Source organism: Streptomyces sp. NPDC007162, assembly GCF_040634175.1.
GTDB lineage: Bacteria > Actinomycetota > Actinomycetes > Streptomycetales > Streptomycetaceae > Streptomyces.
In genome coordinates, this window is record NZ_JBEYFC010000987.1 from 1 (window position 1) to 1,453 (window position 1,453).

Consider the following 1,453-nt stretch of genomic DNA (forward strand, 5'->3'; position numbering starts at 1 on the left):
GCGCGCCCACGCCCCAAATCAACAGGAAAACCCGATCACCCTGGGTGGCCTGCTCGCTGAGCTGCAACATGCCGCGCATCCTCCCGGTCGCCCTGAGCGCGTCAACGATCAACCTCAACTCACCACTCTCCCCAGCTCCCATCCCGTCTGCCGTCGGCCCACACACCGTGGAGCGGGCGTGGTTCATGGCGTCCAGGTGGAGCGCGCCACTGTACGAACGACCTGGACGCCATGGGCCGCGTCTGCTCGGCTCTGCCTGGGTCGATGGCAGACGGGATGGGAGCACCCCACGCACGCCACCGACTCGCCGGCACTCGCGAACGGGGCCCCCGCCATCTCGGAGCCTGAGCGCCCCCGCCGGAGGCTGTTCTGACCGTGGCCGCTTCTCTACGGTGATCGACTCATGTCCCGGCTCTGGCCTCGTGGGCGCGCGTCGGCGCAGCGCGGGCGGAGCGGGCCGAAGGCAGGAGCGTCGCCCGCAGCGGAGCCGGGAGCGCGCCCGGCGGAGCGGAGCGCAGCCGGCTTGAACCCGTAAAGAAGGTTGTAACTCAGTCGAGTGTGTGGGGCGCCTGGGGCACCGTGTGCGGTTTGAAGTCCTGTGTGCAGGGCGGGAGTTTGGTGCCTTGGCGATGGGCAAGTGGCAGGAAGACTACGGGCCGGATTGTCCATGTGATGCGGGTGTTGGCCTGGGTGACTGTCACCGTGCAGGCTTCGGCGCGTAGGAGAGCTCTCCTCGTCGCTATGCGGCCGTCGTACAGCCATTCCCACGCTTCCTGGGACGCGTCGGGGTCGAGTGCCGGTGAGATGGTGCGGAGTGCGATCGCTACCCATCTGTCGGCCTGCGGGGCTGAGTACGCGTCGAAGGAGGCTCGGAGAACCGGCCACGCCTCCTTCGCGATGTCCTCGGTCCAGCACTCGCACCAGTAGCCGCGCTGCGGCTTGTCCATCAGCACGGGTGACCTCCGGTGCGGGGGCCTGCGAACAGCTCGGCGGTGACCGTGTGGCCGCTGTCGCTTTCGTGGACGACGACGCGATGAGCGATTGCGCTGACCATGCCCAAGCCTCGGCCGTGCTCGGCCTCCTGGTCCTGGCGTTCGGCCTTCGGGGCGGTGCCGGCGCCTCCGTCGTCCGTGACCGACAAGGCGACGACCTGCGCTGACACCGCGAGAGCCAGATGGAAGCTGCCCGACTCCTGACCGCTGGCCGTGTGGAGGATCGCGTTCGCGCTCAGCTCGCTCACGATCAGTTCGGCGTCTTCGGCTAAAGGGGAGCCGCGCAGGATGTCGCGGGTCCAGCGGCGGGCCCGGCTGACCTCTTCCGGGAAACCTGGGCAACTGAGCCCCCAGACCCGGGCTGTACTCGTATACTCGTGCATACAAGTTCCTTCGTGCTGGTAGGCCGCCATGTGCAGCGGGTTCGGGCTAGACGAGTTTCACGCCGTCGTGGGCGCGGA

2 protein-coding genes are annotated in these 1,453 nt (G+C 68.3%); both read right to left on the reverse strand.

Features of this window, described 5'->3' with window-relative positions; genetic code table 11:
* Positions 1-548: 548 nt before the first annotated feature.
* Positions 549-947, reverse strand: coding sequence for a hypothetical protein (locus tag ABZ646_RS46520; protein WP_360533819.1), 399 nt, complete (start codon positions 945-947; stop codon positions 549-551).
* Entirely contained in the window at positions 947-1,375 is a 429-nt protein-coding gene (locus ABZ646_RS46525; RefSeq protein WP_360533822.1) for an ATP-binding protein, read from the reverse strand. The genes ABZ646_RS46520 and ABZ646_RS46525 overlap by 1 nt, the downstream gene beginning before the upstream one ends.
* Between the last annotated feature and the right edge of the window lie 78 nt (positions 1,376-1,453).